This window comes from Acinetobacter sp. 778_lipA (assembly GCF_058242985.1).
Map to the genome: position 1 here is coordinate 3,878,522 of NZ_JBZAYT010000001.1, position 22,505 is coordinate 3,901,026.

The 22,505-nt window shown below is 37.8% G+C and carries 21 protein-coding genes and 4 tRNA genes; 9 read left to right on the plus strand and 16 right to left on the minus strand.

The window, feature by feature from the left end; translation table 11 throughout:
• Positions 1–187 precede the first annotated feature (187 nt).
• On the plus strand, positions 188–1,477 hold the full coding sequence (locus AC4CUY_RS18355) for an SRPBCC family protein (RefSeq protein ID WP_490774550.1): 1,290 nt from the start codon (positions 188–190) through the stop codon (positions 1,475–1,477).
• 24 nt (positions 1,478–1,501) lie between these two features.
• Here AC4CUY_RS18355 and AC4CUY_RS18360 read toward each other — a convergent pair whose 3' ends face one another.
• The 3 genes from AC4CUY_RS18360 to AC4CUY_RS18370 all read right to left on the minus strand — a co-directional run bounded on the left by AC4CUY_RS18360 (position 1,502) and on the right by AC4CUY_RS18370 (position 3,849).
• Positions 1,502–2,287 carry a YidX family protein gene (locus AC4CUY_RS18360; RefSeq protein ID WP_490774551.1) on the minus strand — a complete coding sequence of 262 codons (786 nt, stop codon included), beginning with the start codon at positions 2,285–2,287 and terminating at the stop codon, positions 1,502–1,504.
• A gap of 96 nt (positions 2,288–2,383) precedes the next feature.
• Positions 2,384–2,460, minus strand: a tRNA-Arg gene (locus AC4CUY_RS18365).
• Positions 2,461–2,589: 129 nt separating this feature from the next.
• Positions 2,590–3,849 (minus strand): MFS transporter, encoded by a 1,260-nt coding sequence (locus AC4CUY_RS18370; RefSeq protein WP_483770600.1) that lies wholly within the window; start codon positions 3,847–3,849, stop codon positions 2,590–2,592.
• Between the two features lie 106 nt (positions 3,850–3,955).
• Between AC4CUY_RS18370 and AC4CUY_RS18375 the strand changes: the two genes are divergently transcribed.
• Positions 3,956–4,393: a winged helix-turn-helix transcriptional regulator gene (locus AC4CUY_RS18375; protein WP_483770599.1), complete on the plus strand. Its 438-nt coding sequence runs from the start codon at positions 3,956–3,958 to the stop codon at positions 4,391–4,393.
• Positions 4,394–4,461: 68 nt separating this feature from the next.
• On the opposite strand, the gene AC4CUY_RS18380 is transcribed toward AC4CUY_RS18375, so the two are convergent.
• From AC4CUY_RS18380 to AC4CUY_RS18405, 6 genes are all read right to left on the minus strand, one after another.
• The gene (locus tag AC4CUY_RS18380) at positions 4,462–5,325 is read right to left on the minus strand and encodes a cysteine ABC transporter substrate-binding protein (RefSeq protein WP_336953516.1); all 864 of its coding nucleotides are present in this window, start codon (positions 5,323–5,325) and stop codon (positions 4,462–4,464) included.
• 73 nt (positions 5,326–5,398) lie between these two features.
• Positions 5,399–6,220: a transporter substrate-binding domain-containing protein gene (locus AC4CUY_RS18385; RefSeq protein WP_490774682.1), complete on the minus strand. Its 822-nt coding sequence runs from the start codon at positions 6,218–6,220 to the stop codon at positions 5,399–5,401.
• Between the two features lie 146 nt (positions 6,221–6,366).
• On the minus strand, positions 6,367–7,098 hold the full coding sequence (locus AC4CUY_RS18390) for an amino acid ABC transporter ATP-binding protein (RefSeq protein WP_490774552.1): 732 nt from the start codon (positions 7,096–7,098) through the stop codon (positions 6,367–6,369).
• A 2-nt stretch (positions 7,099–7,100) separates the two neighbouring features.
• Positions 7,101–7,766 carry an amino acid ABC transporter permease gene (locus AC4CUY_RS18395; protein WP_483770598.1) on the minus strand — a complete coding sequence of 222 codons (666 nt, stop codon included), beginning with the start codon at positions 7,764–7,766 and terminating at the stop codon, positions 7,101–7,103.
• Entirely contained in the window at positions 7,756–8,415 is a 660-nt protein-coding gene (locus AC4CUY_RS18400) for an amino acid ABC transporter permease (protein WP_490774553.1), read from the minus strand. The genes AC4CUY_RS18395 and AC4CUY_RS18400 overlap by 11 nt, the downstream gene beginning before the upstream one ends.
• A gap of 201 nt (positions 8,416–8,616) precedes the next feature.
• The gene (locus AC4CUY_RS18405) at positions 8,617–8,814 is read right to left on the minus strand and encodes a hypothetical protein (RefSeq protein WP_490774554.1); all 198 of its coding nucleotides are present in this window, start codon (positions 8,812–8,814) and stop codon (positions 8,617–8,619) included.
• Between the two features lie 200 nt (positions 8,815–9,014).
• On the opposite strand from AC4CUY_RS18405, the gene AC4CUY_RS18410 reads away from it, so the two are divergent.
• A complete protein-coding gene (locus AC4CUY_RS18410) occupies positions 9,015–9,965 on the plus strand; it encodes a hypothetical protein (protein WP_490774555.1) in 951 nt (316 codons plus the stop codon).
• Positions 9,966–10,012: 47 nt separating this feature from the next.
• Here the strand turns inward: AC4CUY_RS18410 and AC4CUY_RS18415 are convergent.
• The 3 genes from AC4CUY_RS18415 to AC4CUY_RS18425 all read right to left on the minus strand — a co-directional run bounded on the left by AC4CUY_RS18415 (position 10,013) and on the right by AC4CUY_RS18425 (position 10,318).
• A tRNA-Arg gene (locus AC4CUY_RS18415) sits at positions 10,013–10,089 on the minus strand.
• A 47-nt stretch (positions 10,090–10,136) separates the two neighbouring features.
• Positions 10,137–10,213 (minus strand) — tRNA-Arg (locus AC4CUY_RS18420).
• A gap of 15 nt (positions 10,214–10,228) precedes the next feature.
• Positions 10,229–10,318 (minus strand) — tRNA-Ser (locus AC4CUY_RS18425).
• Positions 10,319–10,582: 264 nt separating this feature from the next.
• On the opposite strand from AC4CUY_RS18425, the gene rnr reads away from it, so the two are divergent.
• Positions 10,583–13,033, plus strand: coding sequence for a ribonuclease R (gene rnr / locus AC4CUY_RS18430; protein WP_490774683.1), 2,451 nt, complete (start codon positions 10,583–10,585; stop codon positions 13,031–13,033).
• A gap of 506 nt (positions 13,034–13,539) precedes the next feature.
• On the opposite strand, the gene AC4CUY_RS18435 is transcribed toward rnr, so the two are convergent.
• Positions 13,540–13,701, minus strand: coding sequence for a hypothetical protein (locus AC4CUY_RS18435; RefSeq protein ID WP_419327697.1), 162 nt, complete (start codon positions 13,699–13,701; stop codon positions 13,540–13,542).
• 60 nt (positions 13,702–13,761) lie between these two features.
• Here AC4CUY_RS18435 and AC4CUY_RS18440 point away from each other — a divergent pair, with 60 nt between their 5' ends.
• From AC4CUY_RS18440 to AC4CUY_RS18455, 4 genes are all read left to right on the plus strand, one after another.
• Positions 13,762–14,397, plus strand: coding sequence for a hypothetical protein (locus AC4CUY_RS18440; protein ID WP_490774556.1), 636 nt, complete (start codon positions 13,762–13,764; stop codon positions 14,395–14,397).
• Positions 14,398–14,489: 92 nt separating this feature from the next.
• Positions 14,490–16,517, plus strand: coding sequence for a M3 family metallopeptidase (locus tag AC4CUY_RS18445; RefSeq protein ID WP_490774557.1), 2,028 nt, complete (start codon positions 14,490–14,492; stop codon positions 16,515–16,517).
• Positions 16,518–16,571: 54 nt separating this feature from the next.
• Positions 16,572–16,781: a YheV family putative zinc ribbon protein gene (locus tag AC4CUY_RS18450; RefSeq protein WP_419327730.1), complete on the plus strand. Its 210-nt coding sequence runs from the start codon at positions 16,572–16,574 to the stop codon at positions 16,779–16,781.
• Positions 16,782–16,796: 15 nt separating this feature from the next.
• Positions 16,797–17,240, plus strand: a complete 444-nt coding sequence (locus AC4CUY_RS18455) for a hypothetical protein (protein ID WP_336953506.1) — start codon at positions 16,797–16,799, stop codon at positions 17,238–17,240.
• A gap of 101 nt (positions 17,241–17,341) precedes the next feature.
• Here the strand turns inward: AC4CUY_RS18455 and AC4CUY_RS18460 are convergent, their stop codons facing one another.
• Positions 17,342–18,262, minus strand: a complete 921-nt coding sequence (locus AC4CUY_RS18460; protein WP_336953505.1) for a DMT family transporter — start codon at positions 18,260–18,262, stop codon at positions 17,342–17,344.
• A 163-nt stretch (positions 18,263–18,425) separates the two neighbouring features.
• Between AC4CUY_RS18460 and AC4CUY_RS18465 the strand changes: the two genes are divergently transcribed.
• A complete protein-coding gene (locus AC4CUY_RS18465; RefSeq protein WP_419327701.1) occupies positions 18,426–19,205 on the plus strand; it encodes an AraC family transcriptional regulator in 780 nt (259 codons plus the stop codon).
• A gap of 58 nt (positions 19,206–19,263) precedes the next feature.
• On the opposite strand, the gene AC4CUY_RS18470 is transcribed toward AC4CUY_RS18465, so the two are convergent.
• Both AC4CUY_RS18470 and rrtA read right to left on the minus strand, forming a co-directional pair.
• The gene (locus AC4CUY_RS18470) at positions 19,264–21,462 is read right to left on the minus strand and encodes a TRAP transporter large permease subunit (RefSeq protein WP_419306027.1); all 2,199 of its coding nucleotides are present in this window, start codon (positions 21,460–21,462) and stop codon (positions 19,264–19,266) included.
• A gap of 414 nt (positions 21,463–21,876) precedes the next feature.
• Positions 21,877–22,449 carry a rhombosortase gene (gene rrtA, locus AC4CUY_RS18475; protein WP_336953503.1) on the minus strand — a complete coding sequence of 191 codons (573 nt, stop codon included), beginning with the start codon at positions 22,447–22,449 and terminating at the stop codon, positions 21,877–21,879.
• Positions 22,450–22,505 lie beyond the last annotated feature (56 nt).

The window sequence follows — 22,505 nt, forward strand, 5'->3', positions numbered from 1 at the left end:
TTGCTTCAATACAAATGTTTTACGATACCAAGATATTACACTAGATTTTTCCAGCGAGATGCGGATTTTCATCTTGTTTTACAGAACACCTCTATTTTTTAAAAGTGAATCCTTTTAGGGTCTTTCATACAAATGGTTTTTATAAAAACAAAAGATTGCCGCTTATCAAGGTACAAAAGGAATTGAGATGAAAGCTTTTTATTTAAATATCGGTCTCGTGCTCTTAATCGGTATCAGTCAAATCAGTTTCGCGAAATTGGTCACTTGGACCGATAATATTCCCAGCGCGTTAAAGCCATTTGACAATAATGCTCAGCAAATCGCAGCAATTGCACAAGACAATATTTTAATTTATGCCCATCCAGCGACCAAGACGTCGCTACCGACATTCAGCAAACAGCCTCAACCTATCGCTAAATTTTCAACAGCAGCCATTGTTGTGCCTGTAAGTAGCCAAGAAGTGGCTAAAACCTTAAGCCATTACACCCAATATGTTGGGTTATTCCCGACTTTAAAATCAGCAAAAGTCATAGAAACAGCAGGACCTGTCAGTCAATTGAAATATCGTATTTCCATCCCGACACCAATACCAGTATTGAATTTTAATGAAGATGTGGTGATGCAGCATCAAATTGGACAAAATAGCATTTCAACCATGGTGATTGATGGCCCAATTCCTTATGCATTAGGGAAATTTGAATGGTTCAATTTAGCTGACAACAAAACCTTAGTGACCCTGACGCAATGGGGCGATTTAAACCAACCGCAGGGTTTCCTATTTAAGAAAATTTTAAATGCTTTCCCTGAAGTAAAACTGGCGATTCCAAATGGTTCGAGCGCCTTTGTTTTAGAAGCACTCAAAAATAAATATACGGCTAAAAAAGTGACGGCATTAAATGCAGGGCAACTGCCTAGCCCACAATTAAATACAGCTCAAATCAATAAAATTGTTCAGGTCAGTGCCAACGCGCAACAGCCCGTCAGTATTATACTTAATCCTGTTACTGTACCTTATACCCATGGTCGAGAGGTTTTACGCTTTACCACAAGCTTTCAATATTTAAATGCCACCCCGCTACAATTACAACGTTGGACACAACCCTTATCCTATAAAGAAATTTTTCCAAAACAAATCAAAAATATTAAAACCACAGCGATCAATACACAAGGACAAGATGCAGACTTTAAAGTCAGTGTCGGATTGGGGGTTATTAGCATCCCATTTGATTTTAAAATGCGTTTTAGCTATCCCAAAGCCACTGAAAATAACTTCTATGCCAATGGCGGTGATCTACGTTATCTCAAAGGTCAAATTCAATTTTTACCCCAAGGTAATAACACCTTACTCAAAATGACCACCACCATCAAAATTGATGAAAAAGCACCATTTCTACTCAAAGCAGCACGCAGTTTACCCTACCATGAAATGTTACCTGCACTGGGTGCAAATGCAATTTTTGCTCAAAAAGTAAAATAGTGTAGATTGAACTTTTAAACTCAATTAATCAGCCAGATGTTTGATTGTTGTGCCAATATTAAATAGGAAATATAACGGGATTGCGACCAGATCACCGACTAAAGTGACGGGGGTTAAGGCTATTTTCTGCAACAGTGTTTTAGAATGTAATGAGTATTTGGTTTTTCCTTGTGTATACATCGCAATTGTATAGTTCTGACTAAAGTTCTGAAATTTCATATTTTTAATTTCAGCGTTTAACCCCACTACACGTCCAACCAATCCAATTTTTCTTTGATAAAATTCAGAGTTTTCCCGGCCATATTCGTATTGACTCAGTCCAAGTCGAGATAACTTATTTTCTTCCTGTCCAGTTAAATTCTTTTTTGCATAATACAGTTCAATATCACTGCTAAATTGAGCTGCTTGTGGATTTTTTTGATCATCGCTTTCCGGCATTAAAGACAAGCTAAAATAATTGTCACTCGGACGGACTGGTTTGATTCGCCAATACTTGGCGTCTAAATCAGATCGAATGGTTTCTAAAATTTCCTTATTTCCAATATCAATCATATACGCATATTTTTGCCCAACCACGATTAAGGAGATATCTACATTGTTTATATCATGGCTATTTTTTGAGGAAGCATTTTCTTTTAAATAGGCAAAACCGACAATTTGATCCTGATCTACAATTACTCGATCTGCATGGGTTGAAACCACTTTACCCGTCGCCAACCTACCAGAATCACTGTTATTCCACAGAATGGCGGTACATCCAGTCATTTGACTGATGACCAACACGATAAAGAATGAGAGATATTTATGCATGAATGATTGGCCTTATTTTTATTATCTTGCTCATTGTGCCATCATTTAGGCACAAAAAAACCGCAATAAAGCGGTTTTTTTAATATTTTATCAAGTTGGTGCGCTCAGAGAGATTCGAACTCCCGACCCCTTAGTTCGTAGCCAAGTGCTCTATCCAGCTGAGCTATGAGCGCGACGTCTTGATGGGACGCATTATACGCCTTTTCATTTTTTTGTTAAGGATTATTTCAATACTTAAGCACCAAGTGTTTAGTATTTGGGCTATTTATCTTTAAATCGACAAAAACCTAGAATCTACGTATTTATACACTGCTTGCATGCTGTTTCATTTGAAATTGAATTAAATATTTTTCAGTAAACAACCAAAATAAATAGCCAACTATACTCAATAGGATTCCAGCAGCACACACGGCATACCATCCCCAATGACCATAGAGTGTTGTTGCCAGTAATGAGCCCACTGCACTACCCAATGCATAAAATAACATATAAGCACCCACCAATCGCCCATGTAGTCGAATATCCGCTTGGAAGATCAGACTTTGATTAATCACATGGATTGATTGAATAGCTACATCTAATAAAATAATCGCTAAAATAAAAATCCAAATTGAAAAATATAAGCAGTTTAAAATGACCCAAGCTCCGATCAGTAGTAGAAACGCATATTGTGTAACACGCTGCGCATAGCCTCGATCAACCAACACACCAACACGGATTGCCATAACTGCACCGATGGCACCAATGATGCCTAAAAAACCAATCAAGCTATGTGAATATTCAAAAGGCTGAACAGATAAAGGAAACACCAGTGCATTCCAAAACAGATTTAAATTGACGAAAATGATGAAAGCAAGTACACCTCTAATCTGTAACACTCTATTTTTAAACAATTGTTCAAACAATGAAAAGATTATCTGGGAATAAGTGAATTGCTGAGTAGGATCTTTTTCGATGCGGATAACAGCTAAGTATTTCCATAAAAACACACTGATCATACTCATACATAATACTGAGAATATATATACCCCTTGCCATCCAAACCAATCGGCTAAACTACCAGACAGTACCCGAGATAAAAGTATACCAATCAACACACCTGCTTGGACTGTACCCACGATTTTGCCGCGTTCATCAGCAGCCGCCAAAACTGATGCATAAACAATTAAGCCTTGGGTCATCGCTGTGCCCAACATGCCCACAATCAGCATACTCAATAACAACGTGAAAATATGATCTGAAAAAACCAACGAGATTAAAGCTAGGCATAAAATGATGGACTGAAACAACATCAAAGATTTTCGTGGTATTAAATCGCCTAAAGGCACAATAAAAATTAATGCAATGATTGATCCCACTTGAGTCAATGAAACAACTAACCCCACCCACGAATAATCTAATTTAAAATCTTGAGCAATAAGATCCAGCAATGGCTGTGCATAATAAACATTTGCAACACTCAATCCAGCAGCACACGCCAACAACATGACCAAGATTGGAGAAAGATGGGATTGTTGTTGCTCTCTTGTTTTATTGCGCTGATGATGATCTGTTTTGTTCATTTTGCACCAATCTAGTTTTAATTTGCAACCAGATTAAATTACGCAATCTTGTTTTAAATTGCAACTAGATTTATAGTCTATTTTTAAGATGAAATATGGACAACTGATGAATCAAGATAAATATGAAGCTTGCCCAGTTGCGCGGTCAGTGCAATTGATTGGAGATCGTTGGGCTTTATTGATCATTCGCGAAGCTTTTGATGGGGTAAAACGATTTAGTGATTTTCAAAAAAATTTAAATGTCGCCAAAAATATTTTATCTGATCGTTTGGCTAAACTTGTTGATGCTCAAATTCTAAAGAACCAACCAGCATCTAATGGTTCAGCCTATTTGGAATATGTGCTCACTGCACAAGGTTATGCACTGTTTCCAATCATCGTGGCATTACGTCAATGGGGTGAGCAATTTTTATTTGCTGAGGATCAACCACATTCTATTTTGCTTGAGAAAAATACAGGTGATGAATTGGCACTTATGCAGCCAATGACAAAAAAAGGAAAACATCTACTTGCACAAGAGACCTTTGTGAAAAAGATCAATTAAATGCAAATCATGTTTTCCCAGTTAAAGTGGATACTCGTTTTAAAGAGCAAACTTAAGTTTTAATGGTTTTACTCAACCAATAAATCTTTTGGATTAATGCTATCACCGTAGACAGGTTTTAACGTCTTTTCATATGCTTGCTGGATAACCCCTGCTTTAGATAATTTTTCTAAGTCTTGATTCAACCAATCCAATAATTCTTTATCACCCTTCTTGACTGCAGGTGCAATCAAATCATGCTGACCCAAGCTGGTAATACCCACTGTATAATTTGGGTTCTCTTTTGCCCAAGCAAGTACCAATAAATTATCATGTGCCAAAGCCACACCACGTCCATCTTTCAAAGCATCAAAGGTCTCTGTATTCTGCTCGTACTTTTGTAATTTAATTTCAGGATGTGATTTGCTAAAGAATGAGTCTGCTGTCGTGCCTTTATTGACCAATAAAGTCTGGTCTTTAAGTTGTGCAATATCTGTAATTGGCTTGGCTTTAGGCGATACAACACCCAAAGAAACTTTTAAATAAGGCTGAGCAAAATCTACAACTTCCTTGCGTTCAGGTGTCACGGTGAAATTAGCAAAAATAATATCGACCTTATTGGCTTTAAGGTACTCCACACGATTGGCAGCCTCCGTTAAAACAAATTGAACTTTGTTTTCATCTCCTAATAGGTCTTTGGCAACATGCTTAGCAATTTCCACATCAAATCCTTGGTTTTTACCTTGTGAATCCAAGTAACCAAAAGGTGGCTTATCACTAAACACCCCGATACGAACCACACCATTTTTCTTAATTTGTTCAATACTTGAGCTGGTTTTTTCAGTTTCAGCAGTTTTTTCAGTTGTTGAAGCATTTTTATTACACGCCGCCAACCCTAAGCTAAGCACAGAGGCTGCAAGTAGATGAGTCAGCTGTTTTATTGATATGTTCATTTAATTTTCCTCTAATCTATTTTCATACTTAAACGATGATTTCTTTTCGTATTTAAACGCTTTGATGCAATTTTTATTTCAGTTTCACATCCAAAAAGACTTGAGCGTCCACAGTTCCACCGTAAACTGGCTTTAAGGTCTGATCATAAATCTTCTGAATTTCACCTGTTTTTTGTAAGCTTGAAATTTCAGTATTGAGCCAATTTAGAAGTTGGGTATTGCCCTTTTTCACTGCAGGTGCAATAAAGTCTTGATTACCAATTTGCTGAATTCCCGCCGTAAATGTTGGATTCTCAGCTGCCCATGCCAAGGCATAAGTACTGTCTTGAGAAATTGCATCACCACGACCATCTTTCAGTGCATTAAAAGCATCGGTATTTTGTTCAAACTTTAATAAATTAATTTTTGGGTAATTCTTAGTGAAATAAATATCTGATGTCGAGCCTTTATTGACGATCAAGGTTTTGCCTTCGAGCTGCTGAATATTGGTAATCGTCTTGGCTTTAGGGGATACGATGCCTAAAGCAGCCTTTAAATACGGTTGGGCAAAATCAACCACTTGTTTACGTTCAGGAGTGACTGAAAAACTGGCAAATACCGCATCTGCTTTACCCGATTTTAAAAACTCCACACGGTTAGCAGCCTCAGTCACCACAAATTCAACTTTATTTTCATCCCCAAGCAAATCTTTGGTCACTCTTTTTGCTAAAGCGATATCAAAACCTTGTGGTTTACCTGCACTGTCCACATAACCAAATGGTGGATTATCTGCAAAAACAGCCACACGAAACACGCCCTGCTTTTTAATCTGATCTAAAGATTGATCATTCTGGGTATTTTGCTCCGCTGATGCAATTGGTTCAGTTGGCTGACTACATGCGCTCAACATTCCCATACATAAGGCCACACTCAATGTTCGAACAACGTTGGAAATATTAAAAAAAATCGATGGTTGAGTTAAATAAGATAAAGCCATACATCCTCATTTTTATAGATCATTCTGTGTTGCTATTAGGGTGAATATTGATGTCTAAATTACTGTTAATAATTCAACATATTTAAAAAGGCTTTTGCCCGTTCAGTCTGTGGATGCTCAAAAAATTGTCCAGGTGTGGCTTGCTCAATAATTTTGCCTTTATCCATAAAAATAATTCTGTCGGCGACTTTTCTGGCAAAAGACATTTCATGAGTCACGATCAACATGGTCATTCCTTCATGTGCAAGTTTTAAAACCACATCTAATACTTCACGGACCATTTCAGGGTCTAAAGCAGCGGTGATTTCATCTAGCAGAATCACTTGAGGCTGCATCACCAATGAACGCACAATTGCGATACGTTGCTTTTGCCCACCCGATAACTGTCGCGGATAATCTCGCTTACGATCGTATAAACCGACACGTTTCAATAATTCGTCTGCAACTTTCTCAGCTTCAGCTCTTGTTCGTTTTTGAACTTTTAAAGGGCCTAATAAAATGTTATCAATCACATTCATATGCCCAAAAAGTTCATAGTTTTGAAACACCATGCCAATTTTTTGACGTACATCCACCCACGCTAAATCTTTGCCCAATACACCTGAGCCAGCTAAATTGATTGTGCCCCCCTGTATTTTTTCCAAGCCATTGATACAACGCAACAATGTGCTTTTTCCACACCCAGATGGACCAAGGATCACCACGACTTCACCCTGTTTTACGTCCAAATCTATGCCTTGTAAAATATGACTTTCTGCAAATGATTTCTGTAAATGTTGTATAGATAACAAAGTCATGATTACTCCCAAACTTTTTCTAAATGCGTCGCTACACGGGATAAGGGATAGCAAATGATAAAATATAAAATAAAGATCAAACCATAAATCCAAAGAGATGCATTCGGAACAATTAACAGCGAATTTTCAATAATTTGCTGTCCAACTTTAATTACTTCGACCACGCCAATCAGCACTGCCAAAGAGCTGGTTTTAATCATACGCGTGAATAAATTGATTGCGCCTGGTGTGACTCTTTTTAAACTCTGTGGGAAAATCACATAGCTCAAAGTTTGCATAGGACTCAGGCCAAGTGCATGTGCAGAATCGTGTTGATGTTGATCTATCGATGTGATGGCAGCACGAACTAGATCGCCCATTTCAGCTGTGCCCCATAATACAAAGACCACAATACATACCAGTACCGCTGAGAGCTGCCAGTTAAACCATGTTGCAAAGCCAAAATAGAAAACAAACAATAAAACTAGAATTGGAATAATCCGAATCGCTTCTAAATACAATCGACACAAACTTTTAATCAGTAAATTTTTTGACGTCATAATGACACCGAAAATCGTGCCAAAAATTGCTGAAAAAAATACTGATATAAAGGCAATTTTTGCAGTAACCCACAGCCCTTCCAGTAATCGTGCAAGATGACTGGGTTGAAACAGATAATCAAATTCCATGGCTCACCTTCCGACTGCGATATTCCAGATAACTGGTGAGAATAGACACAGGCAATAAAATAATCAGATAAGACATGATCAAGAGAAATAATGCTTCTGTGGTTTTATAATCCATACCAATTAAGTCTTTGGTGACAAACAATAGTTCCACCACTGCAATGGCACTTACCACAGAACTTTCTTTAATCAGAAATAAACAATTTGCACCAATTGCAGGAATTGAAATTGCTAGAGCTTGAGGGAAGATCACATATTGAAAAACTTGCAGTGGATTCAGTCCTATACTTTCACCTGAATCAATTTGCCCTTTGGCCACAGCTTGTAAACCTGCACGAAAGGCTTCAGCCATATAGCTTCCACCTAGAAAAGTTAGACCAATGACCCCACAGGTAAATCCATCAATTTTAATCCCCAGTTTTGGTAAACCGTAATAGAGAAAAAATAACTGAATCAATAAGGGCGTATTGCGTGATAATTCAATGTAAATTTTGACAATTTTGTCAAAGACCCGTACCCGATAGGTAATGAGAATACTGCAAATTAAACCAACCAATATTGCGAGAATAATACTGATGATTGAGATTTTGAGTGTGGTCACCATTGCTGAAGCAAACTGTGGCATCACACTGTAGATATATTGCCAATTCAAAGAAATCGTCCAAAATAATTATTTTATTGTTACGCTCTAAAGCAGAAAAAATGATTTGGAACCATCTTACAGTGAGAATTTTTTCTAAATAAATATGATTATCAGATAAGCTTTTCTATAAAAATAATGCTGGATAATGCTTACTTTTTTGTGAGAAAAAATCAGCGAAGTTAAAATTGAATATTCATCAACCCCAAGCAATTATTCGACATTCACTACGTCTAACAATTCCATACATTCAGCACAGAAGATGACAGATTCATTCTCTAAACTTTGGATTTGCAGTTCATAAACAAAACCTGTCAACGTGCGATTACAGCCATCACACTGTTGCAGGTTGAAATAACAAATAAAATCAACATGCTGGTAAATATAATATCCATCTGTATATTTCTTCATGTTCTTCTTTCTAAAGCTTCGGTTATTTTAATTATTTTAATGTTTTTAGCCCTAGAATAGATGTTCTAATCCTTGCTCTGCGACAGGAATAGACGTGTAAAAAAGGATAAAACTCATTTTATTTAAATTCCAACTCAATCAATCGTGTACTATTATTTCATCAATATTTCTATAAAAATTCAGATAATAAAAGGAAAAAAATGGGACATTACTCAACACTTTTGATTTCATCCGATCTCGATAGAACTATTGGGCAAATGGATGAAAATGAAACCTATCAAGAAGTTAAATACTCTATTCCGTTATTTTGGTTGGCCTTATTTAAAGTTGAAGACATTACCGCTATTCAAGATGAAGATGACTTAACCTATTACGTCTTTCGTGCAACGATCTTAAAAAGCTGTGAAACGTTTAAATCCAGACTCAACATATGGTCAGCACTCTATAATGATGAAAAAGTAGCAATTTTAGCTCAATCATTTTTACAATATTTACAACGTACTCCAACATTTTCAGTCGAGTTAAACATTACTGATATTATGGGAATGATGATTGATCCATTTAGCATAGAAACTAGAAATGAAATGGTGGATATGATCCATTTCATCGAACAAAAACATCGAGATCCCAAAAGTCTATCACCTTCAAAATATTGGCTGCCAAAATCTTTCGAACTTAATACACCCCAAAATCGATATTTAGATATCGATGGTTTTGGAGAGTCTTTACTCCCCTGTTTTGAGGTCGATAAATGGTTAAGTAACAATGAAAAGACACAACAGCCTGTTAAAAACAAATTCAATGCGTCTTTTGATGAGGTCCATTTTTATCGAATGCTGCTATCCAAAGCTGAAATCTCACCAAACAGTTCATTCGGTTTTAAACATCGGTTTTTAATTCTGACGCGAATTAAAAATAAGGAGTTACGCAAAAGGCTCTTTCAAATATTTTTCTTTAATGAAATCCTATTTTTCTGTTTATTATGGCTTAGTCTAAGTTTAATTAGCATCTTTTTTCTTTTTAAAATTAGCACTTTTTCCTATTTAGAGATAACTGGCATTATTATTGGGCTTATTGCATTTAGCTATTTTATTTTTCGTAAAATAGCCAAGAGAATCAATATATTCAACCAACTAAAATCATCAATCTAAATTTCAGGTACAAAAAAACCGCAACGTATGCGGTTAATTCTTCAAGTTGGTGCGCTCAGAGAGATTCGAACTCCCGACCCCTTAGTTCGTAGCCAAGTGCTCTATCCAGCTGAGCTATGAGCGCAATACTTGTGTTGCCAAAAGGCATTCGTTACATCATGATTAACTTATTGGTGCGCTCAGAGAGATTCGAACTCCCGACCCCTTAGTTCGTAGCCAAGTGCTCTATCCAGCTGAGCTATGAGCGCGTCATAAGTAATCGTTGGCGGTGAGAGAGGGATTCGAACCCTCGATACAGTTACCCGTATGCATCCTTAGCAGGGATGTGGTTTCAGCCACTCACCCATCTCACCGTAACGAGCCGCCATAATACAAACTAAAACCCGATTCGGCAAGTGATGACATTAAAAAAAATAGAGAAATTTACTCAATTAAATACTTTTTAAGCGATTTTCATCATTTTGTTGTTTTTTTATGCTGCAAAACAATCACAATCTACAAATACAAAGAAAATTTCTCTAAAAATTAAATTAAAAACACAATATTGCAATCAATTACGTGCAGTATTCCACTGTATGTCTTATGCTAATCCTATCTTCTGACTAGAAACCAAATACATCATGAAAAATTGGGTCGATCCTGAAGCCAAAGCTGAAGCTGAGCGTTACGACAATCCCATTCCAAGTCGTACCCTTATCCTAGAAATCATTGAACGAAAACAAGAAGCATTGTCACATGCAGATCTTGTTGAACTGCTTGAAATTGTCGATCAAAAAAGTATAGATGCGCTCAGCCATCGTTTAAGTGCAATGGTCCGTGATGGTCAATTGATGAAAGATGGTTTTAAATATCAGCTGATGGCCGATCAACCTACCCTAGACGCTACTGTTTATGTCAACGCTAAAGGTTTAGGCGTTGCAAGCTTAGATGGGAAGAAAGATGAGTTCCTTCTGCCTGAGCGCGAATTACGTCAAGTCTTCCATGGTGACCGCATTAAAGTCCAACAAACTTCTGTAGACCGTAAAGGTAAAGCTTGGGGCTATATTACTGAAGTGACTCAACGTCGAGTTAAACAACTGATCGGTAAAGTTGCAGAATTTGAAGGTGAATACTTTATTCAACCTGCACCGCCCAATGCGCATCAACCCATAACTTTAGAAAAAGAACTGATTGAACATGCCAAAGCCAAAGTCGGCGATGCATTACGTGTTGAAATTGATGACTATCCAACACGAGATGAATTTGCGACAGGTCATGTGATTCAATCAATGGCGGATAAAGCCGATACTGAAATCATTATCCCGCAAACCATTTTAGAATATGGTTTACCTTATGAATTCCCAGAAGAAGTCATCAAAGAAGCCGAAGCGTTTAAAGAACCCTCTGCAAAGGATCGTCAAGGTCGTATAGATTTACGAGATTTGCCTTTAGTTACCATTGATGGTGAAGACGCACGTGACTTCGATGATGCAGTCTATGCTGAAAAACGCCCTGGTGGTGGCTATCGTGTCGTTGTCGCAATTGCAGATGTCAGTCATTACGTCCGTGTTGGTAAACCTTTAGATGATGAAGCGCAAGAACGTGGTACATCCGTGTATTTCCCACACTATGTATTACCGATGTTGCCTGAAGCACTTTCAAATGGCTTATGTTCTTTAAATCCACATGTTGACCGTTTATGTATGGTGTGTGATTTAAATTTAAGTCGTGCTGGTAAAGTGACTAAATTTGAATTTTATCCATCAGTGATGCATTCAAAAGCACGTTTAACCTATACCCAAGTTGCACAATATTTAGATGGCGACAGCAATGCGATTCCTGAAGACCGTGATGTCCGTAAGTCAGTTAATACGCTCTACCAATTGTATGAAACTTTAAAAGGTTTACGTGCACAACGTCATGCAATGGAATTTGAAACCGTTGAAACCTACATGACTTTTGATGAATTGGGTGGAATTAAAGAAATTTTACCGCGTTCACGTAATGTTGCGCATAAGCTTATTGAGGAATGTATGTTGCTTGCTAACGTTGCAGCAGCAGAATATTGCTTAAAAAATGAAGTTCCAATGTTGTATCGTGTGCATGAAGCACCAGAGTTTTCACGCATTCAAAAAGTAAAAGACTTTGTAAAATTATTGGGCTTTAAATTCCCTGACCAACCGACACAAGCCGATTATCAAACGGTGATTGAAGCAACCAAAGATCGTATTGATGCACCGAGTATTCATGCGGTGTTGTTACGTTCAATGATGCAAGCCTACTATGGTCCAAAAAATGTGGGGCACTATGGCTTGGCTTATGAAGCATATACCCATTTCACTTCACCAATTCGTCGATACCCTGATCTGCTATTACATCGTGCGATTAAAGCCAGTTTAACCAACAAAAAGTATCCTCTTTCAGGTGCAGCATTAGAAGATGCGGGTGAACATTTCTCTGCAACTGAACGCCGTGCAGATGAAGCTTCGCGTTCGGTTACTTCATGGTTGAAATGTCACTATATGCAGCAACATTTAGGCGAAGAATTTGTTGGTGTGATCAGTGCAACCGCTGAATTTGGCTTATTCGTAACCCTAAAAGATTTATATGTGGATGGTATGATTCACGTGAGTCAATTGGGCGATGACTACTTTGTTTATGACCAAGTTAGTCAAAATTTAGTTGGTCAAAATCGTGGTCAAGCCTTTGGCTTGGGTGACGAAGTCAAGATCAAAGTTGCTGGGGTTAACCTAGAAGAACGTAAGATTGATTTTGAATTGTTACAACAACTGTCGCATGCGGGCCGTGTAATCCGTAGTCGTGCACCACGTGTTGCAAAACCCGTTGCCAAAGAAGAAGTTTTTTCTGAACGTCCTGTCAAAGTTAAATCTGAATCTGACAGTGGGAACGCCAGCGAAGATGGGGAACGTCCCATTCGAAAGAAAAAGCCCAAAGGAAAACCCAGCTCTTACAATAAAAAACCTGGAAAAAGTACTGCAACTCAGCCTGAAACAAAGGCTAAAGATAAAGTGAAGAAAAAGGCTAAAGCAAAAAAGAAGAAGTCGAACGCAAAAGCAAAGACTGAGTAATTTTGACTTACCGCAAAATCAGAGAGTTTCGGCTCTCTTTTTTTATAATTATAGTCACACCACCTAATTACTCATACAAGTGATTTGCTTCAAACCATTGATCACAAATCAAGCTTATCTTTTTGTATGAACTTTTATAAACTATTAATTGTCAATTATTTTTTATACTTTTGAATCATAGATGGCCGTTCTATCGTGTAGCGACAAGGATGTCGCCGTTGGGTGGGGGTACAGGACGTATCCCTCGCCCATGAGCAAAAACAAAGCACTGCTTTGTTTGCAGTGCAAGGTTTGGCATCGCCTACGCGATGGTATTTAAACTTTGAATGTAAAGCGTGGCAATGAAAGCTTTTTATAATCAAACAACTCATTTCCTCATGCAATTGATTTAATTAAAAATATTAATCAATAGAAATTATATTTTTGCGTATGATTTTTTTGACAGGTTGACTATTGTTTTAACAAAACTTTATTTTCAGAGTATTTTTTTAAAAATTGATTTTGTTTTAAGAAAAATGTAGTTTTTCACTTAATGATGGCTCCTCGTATTCTTCATCCCCATCATAAGTAAAGTCATAAACCTCTATCAAATAAATATGTTGCTCTTCTGGTTCTTGTTCAGGATCAAAACTTACTACTTTTAATAAATACTTTTCTTGTACCCTCATAGAGTCTTCCTTGTTTTATAATGCATGCATAGCGACTCTAATAACTCTAGAAATAACAGCATGAAAATTAAAAATATACTATCACTCTCAATACTGCTACTCAGCTGTGTAGCTTCTGCTGAAACCATCACCTTTAAAACCCAAACTATTCCCCCCCAATATACGAATTTTTCAGGAAATATTCCCTTTATCCAAGGCAAAGGTTTTGAAAAAATCAACCAACAGATCAAACACGAACTTTTGGCAGATGATGCTACACGTATCGACTTTAGTTCAGGAAAGATCTATCAGGATCAAAACTTTTTAAGTGTTTATACTCATTTAGAAATTGAAGGCGGACGCAGCTATTATCGTGAAAAGTATTATGTGATCGATTTAAAAAATAAACAGTTCGCAACATTGTCACAAATACTACAAAAATATCAATTGTCCGCAGCACAAATCTCAAATGAAATTGCTCAGCAACTTGATCCATGTATTGAAAATAAAACAGCAACGCTTTCTAAAACGGCTAATGACTGTGATAGCGCAGATCTGCAATACCTATACCGATACTATGCTGAAGATCGAGATTTTATTGCGCTAAAAAATGCAAATGGCTTTTATCTTAAAAAAGATATTTTAGGCATCAGTTTTGATGCGGGTGCATATTCTATCCCTTTTGAATACAACCTGAAAACCAAACAAGTCCATTAACATCTGTGTTAATTTTATTGTCACACCTTGATTTCCCCTGCCAGAAGCCCTACATCTATCTATAACTTAAGAAATGATTTGGCATAAAGCTCATGACACTAGAACAGGCAACGTTGCCAGTACCGCAATTTGATCAAATTAGTTTAGATCAACTCAAACAAAATATTGAAAAAGCCATCCAAGACGGTCAAAACTTTTTAAATGACTTGGTACAAGTCCCTGAAAGCATTCAAAAACAACTTGCAGTGATCGAAAATGTAGATTCACTTGAAAATAACATGAGTGAATCTTGGGGAATTTTGTCACACCTCAACGCAGTGATGAATAACACTGAAACGCGTGAAGTCTATCAAGACTTATTACCAAGTTTAAGTGAATACTACACTCAGATCGGTCAACACGTTGCTTTGTTCCAAACTTATCAAAATGTTTATGATCATGCGATGTTTAGCGACTTGCCAACGGCGCAACAAAGTGCAATTAAACTGGCTTTACGTGATTTTAAACTTTCAGGTGTTGCCCTTGAAGGTGAAGCTAAAAAACGCTATGCAGAAATTTCAGCACGATTATCACAACTGTCTTCTGATTTTTCTAATCATGTTTTGGATTCAACCCAAGCCTATAGCAAAACTTTAACCACGGATCAGCTTAAAGGTCTACCACAAGGCAGTATTGAACTACTCAAACAATATGGTCAACAACGCGAACTAGATCAGCCTGTTGCGACCTTAGATATTCCATCTTATTTGGCCATCATGACCTATGCTGAAGATCGCTCGCTCCGTGAAGAAATTTATCACGCTTATGTTACACGCGCCTCGGACCAAGCTAGCGATACGCAATTTGACAATGCACCCGTAATGGTTGAAATCCTCAGCTTGCGTCAGGAAATGGCTAAGCTTTTAGGTTTTGACAATTTTGCTGAATATTCGCTTGCCTCAAAAATGGCACCGGATGTTGCCACTGTTGATCAATTTCTGGTTGATTTAGCAGAACATGCACGTACACCTGCATTAAATGAAATCGAAGAACTCAAAACTATTGCCAAACAAGATGGCATAGATGAGCTAAAACCTTGGGACAGCAGTTATTATTCTGAAAAACTAAAAGTTCAGCAGTTCAACCTTTCTCAGGAAGATTTAAAACCATACTTCCCTGCGCCTAAAGTGATTCAAGGCTTATTTAATGTGGTCAATCGTTTATATGGAATTCAAGTTATTGAACGCCAAGCACCACTTTGGCATACAGATGCCCATTATTATGAACTAGAAGACCAAGGCACTGTGATTGGTGGCTTTTACTTTGATCTCTATGCGCGTAACGGTAAACGTGGTGGTGCATGGATGAGTGGTTTCCGCTCGCGTATGCAAACCGAAACGGGGTTACAAAAACCAATCTGTTATATGGTTGGGAACTTTACCCCACCTGTCGGTGACCAACCTGCCCTATTAACACATGATGAAGTGAATACCTTATTCCATGAGTTTGGTCATGGCTTACACCATATGTTGACAGAAGTGGACAATATTGCAGTTGCTGGCACACATGGTGTTGCATGGGATGCAGTAGAGTTACCTAGCCAGTTTATGGAATTTTGGACATGGGATACTGAAAGCTTGGCTTTAATCAGTGAACATATTGAATCTAAAAACACACTTCCTGAGCATCTTTTAAAAGCATTACTCGATGCTCGTTTCTTCCAGTCAGGTATGCAAACTTTACGACAAATTGAATTTGCACTGTTCGATTTAACCATTCATAAACTTACACCTGCCCTAAATGCTGAACAAATCCAAGCAACTTTAGATGATATTCGCCAGAAGTATGCAGTTTTAGCAACAGCACCTTATAACCGCTTCCAGAATGGCTTTAGCCATATTTTTGCGGGCGGTTATGCTGCCGGTTATTATTCTTATAAATGGGCAGAAGTTTTAGCAAGCGATGCTTTTGACCGCTTTGAACATGAGGGTGTGTTTAATACCCAAACTGGACAAGAGTTCCGTAAGGCAATCCTTGCAGTTGGCGGAAAAGATACAGCACTTGATGCATTTATCAATTTCCGTGGTCGTGAACCTAAAATAGATGCATTATTACGTCATCAAGGTTGGACGAATAGCTAAAAAAACGCTTAAACTAACGGCCAAAATTGTTTAAAGTGTGGTGGGTGTATGAATATTAGACGTCGTTTCATTGCTGGTGCAAAATGTCCAAAATGTGAAGCGATGGATCGTATTGTTATGCTCACCCAAGACGATGCGGAATGGATTGAATGCATCGAGTGTGGATATTCTGAAAATCGCCCTACTCATGTAGATGCGCCTGAAGAACCTGCTATACCTGATGAAATTGGGGTCATTCAATTCAAGCCTCGCTCTTCAAAATAGATCGGACCGAATAAAATGCATATAGAACAAAGAAACAATTCAAAATTAATGTGGATTATTGCTGGTGGTTTGGGGGCAGTTATCGTTTTAATTGCTATTTTTTTCTGGTTAAATAACACCTCTGAAAGCACCCAAATCAATGAGCAATTGAATCAACCAACACCTACTACGAAGAAAGTGGAAGCAACGGCTCCGCCTGTGGCAACGCCTGTTGAACAAAGTGCTGCTTCAGAGACTGCCAATGTAGAATTGGTCAAAGAATCCATTTTAAAAGATAAAATCCCTGAAAATACCAGTTTAGCTAAAGAAGAAGTGGCTAAACTAGAAGATATCCAAAAACAACTCGATGATCAGCAACAAAACCTCAAGTCTCAACATGCCGATGCAGATCAATTGATTAAACTTAAGGAAGAGCAAATCAAGCTACTTCAACAACAAATAGCTGCACAAAATCAATAATTTTTGCCCATACGCAAAAATGATGATCTGATACCAGAAAAGCCTTAACCTATTTATAAGTTAAGGCTTTTTTCAATTTCAACTATAGATCCTCCAATATTTTAAAGTGAGTCAAATGATTGCTGTGTTGATTTTTTCCATTGGATTGGCTTTTGGATAATTTGCGCCAATAAAATTCCACAGAGTGTTAAACCACCACCAACCAAATGAAAAACTTGTAAATGTTCACCCAATAGCACTACGGCAATTAAAGCTGTAAACACTGGCAATAAATTCATAAAAATACTATTTTTATTGGGTCCCAAATGTCTTACACCTTCAATCCATAAATAAGACAATAAAATCGATGAGAAAATACTGGCATACAAAATCAAAGGAACGGTCTGTTGATTCAGTTGCATTTGTGATGCGGGTAAAAAGATAAAAAACGGCAAAACATATAAGATGGCAAAGGTCGACATGACAAAATTCGATTGCCATGCTGGGATCGGCATTTTCCAACGTTTTAACAGCACACCATATAAAGCGTAGCCGATTGCGGCAAGCAACATCAAGCCATCTCCAAGATGCATACCTTGGCTAAAAACTTGGGCAATATGCCCATGACTCAATAAATACAAAATGCCATAGAATGATAAGAAGCCTCCGATTACTAAGCCGTAGCTAATCTGATCTTTTAAAATCCATGTACTTAAAATAATCGTCAATAATGGAATCAATGCCGTCACAATCGCCATATTGGTTGCTGTCGTGGTTGTCGCTGCTTGATAAGACAAAAATTGGAATAAGGATACAGAAAGAAATCCACCTAAAGCCAAATGTTTCCAATACTGGCGAATAATATGGCGATTTTTCCAACTGGGAATCAATACAAAAGTACTCATCACCGCAAGCGCAAAAACCAAACGATAAAATGTAATCGCTATAGGTGAAATTGCATGGCTTGCCATTTTAGATACAATTACATTTCCAGCCCAAAATAAAATGGCGAACAATGGGTAGAAATAAGCTTTTTGAAACATGCTGCTCTGCCTATACAGAAAGATTCAACCATGTTAAAAAATAATCATTTTGAACTTGTACGATAAAATGACAATAACTATCGCATAAAGTACATTATGATTGAGAACTAAGCAATTCCACGAAGGTGTGATTGGCAGTGCCATATTGATTGAGGACTAAATCATGGGAAATAATTATGATCATGGATTTTTAGATTATCCAATTTATGCTTTTACTGAAAATTATTCCCATGGACATATCGAAGATTGGCATAGCCATGAACGTATCCAACTGATTCATACGCTTTCTGGTGTTCTCCGTATTCAAACGGCAGAAGGAACATGGGTCACGCCACCGGGACGCGGTGTATGGATTCCAGCATATAAGGCCCATGCTCTTCTGATCAGTGGTGATGTACAAGCTTATGGTGTATTTATTGAGCCAGACGCACGTTCAAAATTAGTCAATGAGTGCCGTGTCGTCACGATCTCTCCCCTTTTAAAAGAACTTATCCGCTCAGCAATGCAGATACAATCGACGATTCACCCACAAAGCCGTGAAGCACGATTGCTTGAATTGATTTTAGATGAGATGGAACTTCTTCCTGTTCTACCATTTAGCTTACCTGAGCCACAAAATATTAAATTGCAAAAGCTTTGTGCTGAAATCAAACTTGATCTCAGCCATACATGGACACTCGAACATGCCGCCCAATTTTTACATGTTAGTTCGAAAACCCTCACTCGGCATTTTCAGAAAGAAACCAATATGCATTTTAGTCATTGGGTACGGCAGGCAAGGCTAATGCAGGCCATGACTGATTTGGCAATGAATAAATCTATTTTCAATGTTGCACTTGATTTGGGCTATGACAGTGCCAGTGCATTTAGTGCCATGTTTAAACGTGAAACCAGTTTAACGCCGAGTGAGTACATTCAGCAGTTTCAATTTAAAGATCACTAAATCTATTCAAAGCCACAGACAGAAAAAAAGCGCCCGAAGGCGCTTTTTAGACATTCAATTATTTACTGGCATACCAGTCAAACAAGTTAAACATGTACGGCGCATAGGTCACAATCACCAATGCGGAGAACAGCACCACGATTGGCAAGATCCAACGCTCATAACGATAGTAGAAGCTTGTATATTTGGCTTTTGCCTCAGCATCGGCGGCGGCAACTTCTGCATCACCGACCGAGAGCCTGGTCAGTAAATGGTTGAGCGCAACTGGTGGCGTAACATAACCAAACTCAAATGCAACCAGTACAATCATCCAGAAGTGAATCGGATGGATACCATTTTCAAATGCAACTGGCGCAATCGTCGCAGCAACAAGAATCACCGCACCAAATGGATCTGTTGTCATACCAATTAATGCAAGTAACAATGCCATAAAGCCAAGTGTCACCAAGATACTACCCAAATGCGTTGGCACCATGGTCACGATCTCACTGCGTTCAATCAGACCACCAACACTTGCAGACAATGCCATTAGAATAATTAACGCACCAATATGACCAACACTTTCAGATGTTGCAAAACGAATTGCGCTACGGAAGCCACGTTTCGTTTCAGCGGTATCACCATGCTCACGTAAGTATTCAGAATTTTTTTCATGCTCTAGAGCAAGTGCTTTATTTGGGTTTTCTGGTATCGGTAATTTATTACCAAATAACTTATCAAATAAAATAAATGCCAATAACATGATTGGAAGAATTACAGGGGCGGTAAATTCATCCATTTTCGTGTCCAGACCAAACTGATAGAAGCCAATTACGACAGCAACAATCAAGATATATGGAAGCACAGGAACGAAAGCACGCAACATACCAGGGACAGCAGTTTTCGGTGAGTTAATACGGAACTTATTCTCAGCAAGGAATAACGACACCCCTAAGAAAATAAATGCGGTTAACCAGAATACATAAATACCATGATCAAATAGCTCGTCTGAAGTTACATGACGGCTATCCAACATGGAAATTAAGATCACCAATAGACACGGACGTAATACAACACCCAGTGAACCTGACATTGCCGAAACAGCAAGTGCATATTGACGACGAGCACCTGAATTCCACACTTCTTTGTAGATAATTGCACCAGCAGCAACAACGAAGATTCCCGAAGCGCCTGTATATGCTGTTGGAATTGCAGCACCGATCAAAATGATCCACGTCAATGTTTCAGGCGCTAAGTTCCAAGGACGAAGAATCGCCAAGAAAAGATCCATCACACGTGTTTGGGTCAATAACATACCCGCCCAAATAAACAGTGCTAAATTAAGGAAGATATTTGAAAATTCAGTCAACAAGCCAAGGTAAATACCTTGCCCCATTGGGTAGTCCATAAAGAAAGTAAATGCAATACCTGTCACAATTGCCATAAAGGCATATAAAGGTATGCTCAGCAGCGCAAGGCCAAATTTACCGCCTTCTTCAGCATTTTCTGGGGTACGGAATAATTTAAACAGGCTGATGACTGTCAAGACAACGAACAGGATCATCCATAACCAATAGACCCCAATCGTTTCAAGGGTAGATTCAACACCAGAATTGAGTACTGAACGATATTGGCTAATGACCGAGAAGCTCAGTAAGGCATTCCCCAGTACCATCGCAATATTATAAACTTTAAAATCAAGCTTAGTACGCGCTGGACGTAGCCCAATATGATGCATCTTCAATGATGCTGTAATTGCAGCAATCACCACCATCAAAATCAGAATGAGTACACGATGTTCAGAGCCCCATTTTAATATCCAGAAGAAACCCGTTTCCATCGAACGATATGAACGAAGGGATGGATGATCTTCCATATGTTTGATCGATTTATCATAGAACGCATATTTCTGTTCACAATCCGTTTGAGCTGAAACGAATGAAGCGCGAACATCTGCTTCTGGCGTTAAACCAAAAAATGCCGCATCAGGATCACTGGCTTCCTGTTGCATTTTTTCTTTGACAAGCTTATCGATATCTACATTGCGGTCACATGAAGGTTTGCTGGGCTCAGCACGTAAAAAGGAATATTGCATTCCTATTTTTTCGTCTCCATATAGGCGTTCACCTAAACGAAGCATTTGCCCATGAATCATATCCCCTGTCCCAATGATCAAGGTCAGGAGAAGCAGAATAAGGATGGAAAAGGTTGAGAACCACTCATTCCAGAGATAACTGAGTAGACCTAATCCCGATCTATTATTTACAGGTTCTTGCATTGTTATTCCAGTTTTTATAACCAGTGTACAATCGCTTGCACAGCTTATCTTTTATTATTAGGTGAGAGGTAAAATCCTTTACCAATACCCATTCCTATCATCACCACTCAAATTTGCCCTAATTTTCCTAAGAAAAACATGACAAAGATTAATTTTTTTGGCGAGCTTTTTGTCAACTCATCTATAGTCTTATCATTAAATGTGAAAAAACAACTAAGTACTTATATTTTTTACAACTAAAATTGATGTAACATTCACATAATTAACCACAAATGAGAATCAGCATCCATTCATTACAAAGCATTCATTCAAATTTTTTTTAAATATATTTACGCTTCTATGTGCTTAACCTCATCAAAATAATAAAATTTTATAAAATAATACTTCATGCAAATAATATTCTTGATTCATTTTCTATTTCATAACATTAAGTCGAAAAATTAAGCTCAAGATGGCACAAATACTTCCAAAAATCACCCCAAGCAAATGCGCTTGTATTAAAACAGGATGACCAATCAATTGTTCAGTTTGTAGTGCACCAAAAAAATGTTCCCATGCGATTTTGCCTAAGATGCATAACAATACGATGAAGGCAAAATTTCGTTCTGGCTTTTCTTTTAAACTGACGATTGCACAAAATACAAACAGACCATGAAGAATGCCAGACAAACCTGCATAAGCAAAAATATGAGGATAAATCAGATAAAAACAGAGACTGAGTAAAGGCGGTAAAATAAGCAATAAAGCAATAAAAACTTTCTTTTTAATGTTTGGAAATAAAAAGGGTAAACAAGCCAAAGCCAAAACATTTAAAACATAATGAATCCATCCCACATGAACCCAATGCCCTGTCCACCAGCGCCAAGGCTGGCTTAAAAAAACATCGTGCTGATAAATGAAATGAGTTTGAAAAAGCTGAAGAATTGCAAAGAAAATGATACTGGTTGCAATAAACAATATATTTTTATCTAACTTGTGTTGTTCCATGCTACACCATAAAAAAAGAAGAGCTGTCGCTCTTCCTCAATTCTAACCAATTCATG

What these genes read in the sequence shown, in the direction of transcription:
- AC4CUY_RS18375 (WP_483770599.1), top strand. Translation starts at nt 3,956, where the DNA reads ATGAATCAAGATAAATATGAAGCTTGCCCAGTTGCGCGGTCAGTGCAA.
- rrtA (WP_336953503.1), bottom strand. Translation starts at nt 22,449, where the DNA reads ATGGAACAACACAAGTTAGATAAAAATATATTGTTTATTGCAACCAGT.
- AC4CUY_RS18395 (WP_483770598.1), bottom strand. Translation starts at nt 7,766, where the DNA reads ATGGAATTTGATTATCTGTTTCAACCCAGTCATCTTGCACGATTACTG.
- AC4CUY_RS18410 (WP_490774555.1), top strand. Translation starts at nt 9,015, where the DNA reads ATGGGACATTACTCAACACTTTTGATTTCATCCGATCTCGATAGAACT.
- AC4CUY_RS18370 (WP_483770600.1), bottom strand. Translation starts at nt 3,849, where the DNA reads ATGAACAAAACAGATCATCATCAGCGCAATAAAACAAGAGAGCAACAA.
- AC4CUY_RS18455 (WP_336953506.1), top strand. Translation starts at nt 16,797, where the DNA reads ATGCATATAGAACAAAGAAACAATTCAAAATTAATGTGGATTATTGCT.
- AC4CUY_RS18360 (WP_490774551.1), bottom strand. Translation starts at nt 2,287, where the DNA reads ATGCATAAATATCTCTCATTCTTTATCGTGTTGGTCATCAGTCAAATG.
- AC4CUY_RS18440 (WP_490774556.1), top strand. Translation starts at nt 13,762, where the DNA reads ATGAAAATTAAAAATATACTATCACTCTCAATACTGCTACTCAGCTGT.
- AC4CUY_RS18355 (WP_490774550.1), top strand. Translation starts at nt 188, where the DNA reads ATGAAAGCTTTTTATTTAAATATCGGTCTCGTGCTCTTAATCGGTATC.
- AC4CUY_RS18405 (WP_490774554.1), bottom strand. Translation starts at nt 8,814, where the DNA reads ATGAAGAAATATACAGATGGATATTATATTTACCAGCATGTTGATTTT.
- AC4CUY_RS18460 (WP_336953505.1), bottom strand. Translation starts at nt 18,262, where the DNA reads ATGTTTCAAAAAGCTTATTTCTACCCATTGTTCGCCATTTTATTTTGG.
- AC4CUY_RS18445 (WP_490774557.1), top strand. Translation starts at nt 14,490, where the DNA reads ATGACACTAGAACAGGCAACGTTGCCAGTACCGCAATTTGATCAAATT.
- AC4CUY_RS18385 (WP_490774682.1), bottom strand. Translation starts at nt 6,220, where the DNA reads ATGGGAATGTTGAGCGCATGTAGTCAGCCAACTGAACCAATTGCATCA.
- AC4CUY_RS18465 (WP_419327701.1), top strand. Translation starts at nt 18,426, where the DNA reads ATGGGAAATAATTATGATCATGGATTTTTAGATTATCCAATTTATGCT.
- AC4CUY_RS18435 (WP_419327697.1), bottom strand. Translation starts at nt 13,701, where the DNA reads ATGAGGGTACAAGAAAAGTATTTATTAAAAGTAGTAAGTTTTGATCCT.
- AC4CUY_RS18390 (WP_490774552.1), bottom strand. Translation starts at nt 7,098, where the DNA reads ATGACTTTGTTATCTATACAACATTTACAGAAATCATTTGCAGAAAGT.
- AC4CUY_RS18470 (WP_419306027.1), bottom strand. Translation starts at nt 21,462, where the DNA reads ATGCAAGAACCTGTAAATAATAGATCGGGATTAGGTCTACTCAGTTAT.
- AC4CUY_RS18380 (WP_336953516.1), bottom strand. Translation starts at nt 5,325, where the DNA reads ATGAACATATCAATAAAACAGCTGACTCATCTACTTGCAGCCTCTGTG.